The organism is Mesorhizobium sp. M7A.F.Ca.ET.027.03.2.1, assembly GCF_003999175.1.
Classification (GTDB): Bacteria; Pseudomonadota; Alphaproteobacteria; order Rhizobiales; family Rhizobiaceae; genus Mesorhizobium.
Window position 1 is genome coordinate 1 of record NZ_RZOM01000241.1, and the last position, 6584, is coordinate 6584.

At 65.0% G+C, this 6584-nt stretch carries 5 protein-coding genes and 2 pseudogenes; 4 read left to right on the plus strand and 3 right to left on the minus strand.

Annotated elements, in window-relative coordinates; translation table 11 throughout:
- Positions 1-232 (minus strand): annotated as a pseudogene (locus EN750_RS13000) (hypothetical protein); the annotation flags it as partial.
- 221 nt (positions 233-453) lie between these two features.
- Here EN750_RS13000 and EN750_RS13005 point away from each other — a divergent pair.
- A complete protein-coding gene (locus tag EN750_RS13005) occupies positions 454-819 on the plus strand; it encodes a RidA family protein (protein ID WP_027037525.1) in 366 nt (121 codons plus the stop codon).
- A gap of 28 nt (positions 820-847) precedes the next feature.
- Positions 848-2080 (plus strand): amidohydrolase/deacetylase family metallohydrolase, encoded by a 1233-nt coding sequence (locus tag EN750_RS13010; RefSeq protein ID WP_127396649.1) that lies wholly within the window; start codon positions 848-850, stop codon positions 2078-2080.
- Positions 2081-2173: 93 nt separating this feature from the next.
- On the opposite strand, the gene EN750_RS13015 is transcribed toward EN750_RS13010, so the two are convergent.
- Together EN750_RS13015 and EN750_RS13020 are read right to left on the minus strand one after the other, a co-directional pair.
- Positions 2174-4024: an NAD(P)/FAD-dependent oxidoreductase gene (locus EN750_RS13015; protein WP_245482690.1), complete on the minus strand. Its 1851-nt coding sequence runs from the start codon at positions 4022-4024 to the stop codon at positions 2174-2176.
- Positions 4025-4223: 199 nt separating this feature from the next.
- Entirely contained in the window at positions 4224-5168 is a 945-nt protein-coding gene (locus EN750_RS13020) for a MurR/RpiR family transcriptional regulator (protein WP_127273418.1), read from the minus strand.
- Positions 5169-5505: 337 nt separating this feature from the next.
- On the opposite strand from EN750_RS13020, the gene EN750_RS13025 reads away from it, so the two are divergent.
- Both EN750_RS13025 and EN750_RS13030 read left to right on the plus strand, forming a co-directional pair.
- On the plus strand, positions 5506-6333 hold the full coding sequence (locus EN750_RS13025; RefSeq protein WP_127396650.1) for an ABC transporter ATP-binding protein: 828 nt from the start codon (positions 5506-5508) through the stop codon (positions 6331-6333).
- Positions 6330-6584, plus strand: a pseudogene (locus EN750_RS13030) (ABC transporter permease); the annotation flags it as partial. The gene EN750_RS13025 and the pseudogene EN750_RS13030, both read left to right, overlap by 4 nt.

Consider the following 6584-nt stretch of genomic DNA (forward strand, 5'->3'; position numbering starts at 1 on the left):
GGCGCAGCCATTCGTCGCGGTAGATGTCCAGCCTTGGAAACTGCAGCCGCCAGGCATCGGCATTGCTGAGGAAATGCGCGTGCATGCCGAAGAAGCTCTCGGCGACGAAATCATCCTCGACCATGGCCCAGTCCTGGCCGATGAAAGCGTCGATGTCGCGCCGCACCAGCATTTCCCAGAGCGCGTGGCGATCGGCATCGCCTGATGGAAACGGGTTCTTGTCGTAGGTCATTGCTGGGTGTCTCCGCTCTGGCTAATGCGTCTGTGCGGTGCGGCTACAAGGCAGCCCGCCAGCGCGCACGATGCAAGCGCTCCTGTAATAAAGCAACACGGATTTCGAAGAATGTTGCTTTCCAACAAGGCCCCTATGAGGATCGCCCCGATCGGCGTAAATGTCGATCGAAGCGGGCGCCGCCATGGCACCCCGTCCTGTCATCAGAGGAGGCTTGTCCCTTGCCGAAACAGTGTTTTGGAACATCGCATGTGCCGTTGTCGCCAGCCGTGCGGGCCGGCGATCTCGTCTATGTCTCGGGCCAGGTTCCCGTCGGCAGCGACGGCATCGTGGTCAAGGGCGGCATATCGGAACAGACCGAGCAGGTGCTCGCCAACATCAAGGCCGCGCTGGCGCTGGCCGGCTGCACCATGGACGATGTGGTGAAGACCACGGTTTGGCTGGAAGATGCGCGCGATTTCGGCGCCTTCAACGCGGTCTATGCCCGGCATTTCCCCAAAGACCCGCCGGCCCGCACCACGGTCGAATCGCGGCTGATGATCGACATCAAGATCGAGGTCGAGGCGGTCGCTTACCGGCCTCTGTAGGCAAAGCAACGAAGCGGAGGTGACCGCAATGCAATTCGACCTCCTGCTGAAGGGCGGACGGCTGATCGATCCGGCCGCTGGCCTCGACGCGCCGCGCGATGTCGCCATCGCCAATGGCCGCGTTGCCGCAGTCGATGCCGATATCCCGGCGGACAGCGCAGCGCAGATCGTCGATGCCGGCGGCTGCATCGTCACGCCGGGCCTGGTCGACCTGCACAGCCACGTCTATTGGGGCGGCACGTCGCTTGGCGTCGATGCCGACCGGCTGGCCGCCAAGAGCGGCACCACCACCTTCATCGATGCGGGCAGTGCCGGCGCCGGCAATTTCCTCGGCTTCCGCCGCCATGTCATGGAGCGGTCGAAGGTCCGCATCCTGGCCTATGTCAACATTTCCTTTGCCGGCATTTTCGGCTTCTCGCAGACAGTGTCGGTCGGCGAGTGCAGCGACCTCAGGCTGTGCGAGCCGCGCGAGGTGGTCGCGGCGGTGCGTGAACACCGCGATGTCGTGGTCGGCGTAAAAGTCCGCTCCGGCAAGCATGCCGGCGGCACCAGCGGCATCGCCCCGGTGGATCTGGCGCTGGAGGCCGCCGACCAGGCCGGCCTGCCGCTGATGGCGCATATAGACGAGCCGCCGCCCGGCCGCTCGGAGGTGCTGCCGCGGCTGCGCAGGGGCGACATTCTCACCCACTGCTTCCGGCCGTTTCCCAATGCGCCGGTATTTGCTTCCGGCGCGGTGCGGCCGGACATGCGGCTGGCGCGCGAGCGCGGCGTCATCTTCGACATCGGCCACGGCATGGGCTCGTTCGATTTCGCCGTTGCCCGCGCCATGCTCGAGGAAGGACTGGCGCCGGACGTGATCTCGAGCGACGTGCATCTCTACTGTGTCGACGGTCCCGCCTTCGACATACTGGTCTGCATGTCGAAGCTGCTGGCGCTCGGCATGCCGCTGGTCGAGGTCCTGCGCGCCGCGACGCAAGCGCCGGCGCAGGCGATCGCGCGGCCTGATCTGGGCACGCTGGCGGTGGGCACTGTCGGCGATGTCGCTGTGCTCCGGCAGCGCCCGGGCCGCTTCACCTTCGTCGACGCGGTCGGCGCGTCATTGGTCGCCGACCAGAGGCTGGTGTCGGAAGGCATCGTTATTGGTGGCACCTGGTGGCCGAACGAGGCGGCTGATCACAACGAGACCGAGCGTTTCGTGGCGCAGGCATCGCATACGCATGTCGAGGTTGCGGCGAGGCATTTCGGGCATCGGCACGATTAGCCATCTTCCCCCTTGAGGGGGAGATGGCCGGCAGGCCAGAGGGGGTCGGTTCGACTGGATGCGACCTCCTTGCGGCAGATGGAGGCTGGCGCTCTACGCGCGGCGACCCCCTCTGTCGCCTTCGGCGACATCTCCCCCTTGAGGGGGGAGATCAGCAGCGCCTGAATTGCTCGGCTTTCCGTAAACCGGCGTCTCAATGCCTTCCATCCGCGCCTTGATCTGCAGCGCCACATATTTCGAATAGAAGCGCGACAGCGCCAGATTGCCGCCGTGGAACCACAGCGCTTCCTGCGCGGTCGGCTTCCACATGTTGCGCAGCTCGCCTTGCCAGGGTCCGGGATCGCCCTTGACGCCCGAGCCAAGCCCCCAGCAGGGGCCGACCTTGTCGGCGACTTCGCGCGAGACGATCGAAGCCACCGTCTCGTTCATTGACTGATAGCCGGTGCAGGCGATGATGGCGTCGGCGGCGAGTTCACTGCCGTCCTCGAACAGGATGCCGCTCGGGGTCAGCGACTTGATGGCGACGCCGCTGCGGATGCCGATCTTGCCGTCGATGATCAGGTCGGAAGCGCCGACATCGATATAGTAGCCGGAGCCGGTGCGGTAGGCCTTCATCAGAAGGCCGGTCTCGTCGTCGCCGAAATCGAGGGCGAAGCCGGCGGCGCGCAAGCGGTCGTAAAAGGCCGCGTCGCGCGCCTTGATCACCTCGTAGAGCGCCCGCTGGCCCTTGGGCACCAGCGCGAACGGCGTCGAGGCGACGATCATGTCGGCCTTCTCGGTGGTGATGCCGCGTGCCAGTGCGTCTTCCGAGAAGATCTCGAAACCGACTTCCATCAGCGTGTCCGACTTGACCACGGTCGTCGGTGAGCGCTGGATCATGGTGACCTCGGCGCCGCTTTCCCAGAGGTCGACGCAGACATCGTGGCCGGAGCTTGCCGCGCCGATGACCGCGACTCGTCTGCCGCGGAATTTGTCGCCGCTGGCATACTGGCTGGAGTGCAGCAATTCGCCTTTGAACCGGTCGGCGCCCGGCAGATCGATCCGCCGTGGCGGACCGTAGGCGCCGGTGGCGAAGACGATGTGCTTCGGCTTCAGCGTGATCTGGCGGCCGACGCGGTCGACCACCACGGTCCAGACTTTTTCGGCCTCATCATAGGACGCGCTCAGGCATTTCGTGGCGACCCAGTAATTGAGCTCCATGACGCGCGTGTACATTTCCAGCCAGTCGCCCATCTTGTCCTTGGGCGTGAACACCGGCCAGTTCTCGGGGAAGGGAATGTAGGGCAGATGGTCGTACCAGACCGGATCGTGCAGCACGAGCGTGCGGTAGCGGTTGCGCCAGGAATCGCCCGGCCGCGCATTCTTCTCGATGACGATGGTCGGCACGCCGAGCTGGCGCAGCCGCGCCCCCAGCATGATGCCGCCCTGGCCGCCGCCGATGACCAGGCAGTAGGGCTGTTCCTCGGTGCCGAGCTCGCGCGTCTCGCGCGCCCGCGCCTCCGACCAGGTCTCGCGCTTTGGATCGGCCTTGTGACGCACGCCAAGCGGCCGCCCCGCCCCCTTGCGCTCCTCGAACCCTTTCAGGTCCGTCATTGCCGTGAACAGCGTGCGGCAGTGGCCGTCGCGCAGCCGTATGATGCCCTCTCCCCTGGCCACCGCGGTTTCGAAGCTGAACCACGCCTCGATGGTGCCCTCGTCCGAGATCGCCTCGCCGGTCAGTTGCCACGCGCTCGGCTTGGCCGTCGCCAGCGTCGCCGCCAGCATGTCGGCGATCGCTTCGCGGCCTTCCATGGTGGTGATGTTCCAGGTGAAGGTCAGGAGATCGCGCCAGTAGCAATCGTCGACGAACAGGTTGGACGCGGCGGCCACGTCGCCGGCTGCGAGTGCCTGCGCCAGAGATTCGAGCCATGCGGCTGCCTGTTTCGTCGGTGCTATTTCGAGCATTTCTTTCCTCTTTCGTTTCACATTGGCGCTGTCCGGTCTTCCCTTCTCCCCCTGTGGGAGAAGGTGGCCTCACGAAGTGAGGTCGGATGAGGGGTGCTCCAGCTTGGCGCCGACGGCACTCCGTCACCCACCCCTCAACCGTCTCGGCGCTACGCGCCGATCCACCTTCTCCCACAAGGGGAGAAGGAAAAGCGCAGCCCTAATCTCCGAGCGGCTCCATCTCCTTGCCGGTGCGGTGGATCTGGGCGTTGTATTTGATGCGGCGCACCGTCTCGCGGGCCGAGCCGTCGAGTTTGTAGGCCGAGGCCACCGCCAGAAGGTCAATCGCCGCCAGGAAGGCGAAGCGCGACGCCGTCGGCTTCAGCGTGTCGGGATATTCCGGGACCGCCACCGTCAGCCTGACGTCGCAGGCGCGGGCGAGTTCGGTGTCGGGCGCGGTCACGGCGATCGCATTGGCGCGGTAGTGCTTGGCAAGTTCGACGGCCTCGATCACCTCGCGGGTGCGTCCCGTTGCCGATATGGCGATCACCAGATCACCCGGCTTCAAGGTCGAGGCGGTCATGCGCATCAAATAGGGATCGCACTGGGCGCTGACGGTGATGCCGTAGCGGAACAGCCGGTATTGGGTTTCCTGCGCCAGCGCCGAGGAGCTGCCGCCGAGGCCGAACACGGTGACCTGGCGCGCCTTGGCGATCAGATCGGCGGCTTTCTGCAGCTGCGCCGGGTCGAGCTGCCGCTCGGCCTCCTGCAGCGCCCGGCGCGCCTCGCCGAACACGGCGTTCCAGAACGGCATGCCATTGTCATTGCTGACGGAGGGCGACTTGGCCAGATAGAGCGCACCGACGACGAGGCTCTGCGCCAGCTTCAGCTTGAAGTCGCGCACGCCCTCGCAGCCGATGGCGCGGCAAAACCGGGTCACCGTCGGTTCGCTGACCCCGGCGCGCTGGGCAAGGGCGGCGTTGGAGGCGTCGACGGCATATTTGACGTCGTCGAGCACGACATCGGCGACACGCCGTTCGGCCGGGCGCAATTCGCTGTAGGAATCCTTGACCAGCGAGATGATGTCGGGAATGCGCCGGACAGGATCGCGCCCCTCGGTATCCTGGCCTGGAACAGGCTCGTCCTGGCTGCCAGCTTCGTTCATGGGGTCCTGGTCTTTCCCTGGGTTGCGAGGCTGCCGTCTTAGCATGTTTGCACGCCCTGGCTCCACGCGCCCGACCGCATCGCAACCGCAGCGTGTCGTAGGGTAAAGCTCACCTTCCTCCGGTCCTCTCCGATCCGTGTCAGTTCCGAAGTATGTAGGAAAGCAACATGCATTTCAAGGCCGCAAAACCGATATCAAAACAAGCAGATAGGCATACTAATCGATTTTCCTGATAAGGTGGCCATCGTCGGTGCTTGACAGGAAAGTAGGATAGTTACAGACTGATTTTCGCTGGGGATGAGCCAATGGATCATCGCGCAATCTTCCCGGGGGGCAGATGAATACGGGCGATGCAAAAAAGCCGAAGCTTGGCGTGCAGGCAGCGACCAAGATCTATCACACGGCCTCCGGCGACCTGCTGGCGCTGGACCGCTGCAGCCTCGATGTCAGCGCCAATGAAATCGTCTCGATCGTCGGCCCTTCCGGCTGCGGCAAGACCACGCTCTTGTGGTCGATGTCGGGCCTGCACAGCCTGACCAGCGGCGAGATCCGGCTCGACGGCAAGGCCATCACCGGTCCGCATCCCGATATCGGCATCGTCTTCCAGGAGGCGAACCTCCTGCCATGGCGCAATCTCGACGCCAACATCCGCTTTCCCTTCGAGATCAAGGGCGAGAAGCCGGACCGGGCGTGGATCGCGCATCTCCTCAACCGGGTCGGGCTCGACGGCTTCGGCGGCAAGTTTCCGCGCGAGCTGTCTGGCGGCATGCAGCAGCGCGCGGCGATCGTGCGGGCGCTGGCGCTCAAACCCTCGGTGCTTTTGATGGACGAGCCGTTCGGCGCGCTCGACAGCTTCACCCGCGAGGAGATGAACCGGCTGGTCGAGGAGATCTGGCTCGACACCAAGACCACCATCGTCTTCATCACCCACTCGATCGAGGAGGCGATCTTCCTCTCCGACCGGGTGGTGGTGCTGAGCGCCCGGCCGGGTCGTGTCGCCAAGGAATATCGCGTGCCGTTTGCGCGGCCGCGCTCGCTGGAGATCATGGCGACGAAGGAGGTCTTCGACCTCACCAACCGGATCAAGATGGACATTGTCGGCGAACGCACGCGGCCAAAAACGCCGGAGCGCCCGAGCGCAGAGATCGTGAGGATCAGGCCGTGAGCGGAGGCGACGCCATTCCGGAATTCTCGAAGTCCAAGTCGGGGGCCAAGTCTGGCGATGGCCACGAGGTCAGCCTGACCAATCTGTCCGCCTTCGCCAGTGGCCCCGGCATCAAGTCGGGCAAGGAAGTGGCGGCCATTCTTGCCGTGGCCGTGATCATCATCGGCGGCATCGAGCTGGCGCTGCGGCTGTTCCACGTGCCGCTCTACATCATGCCGCCGCCGAGCTCGATCGCCTATGCACTGTTCGAC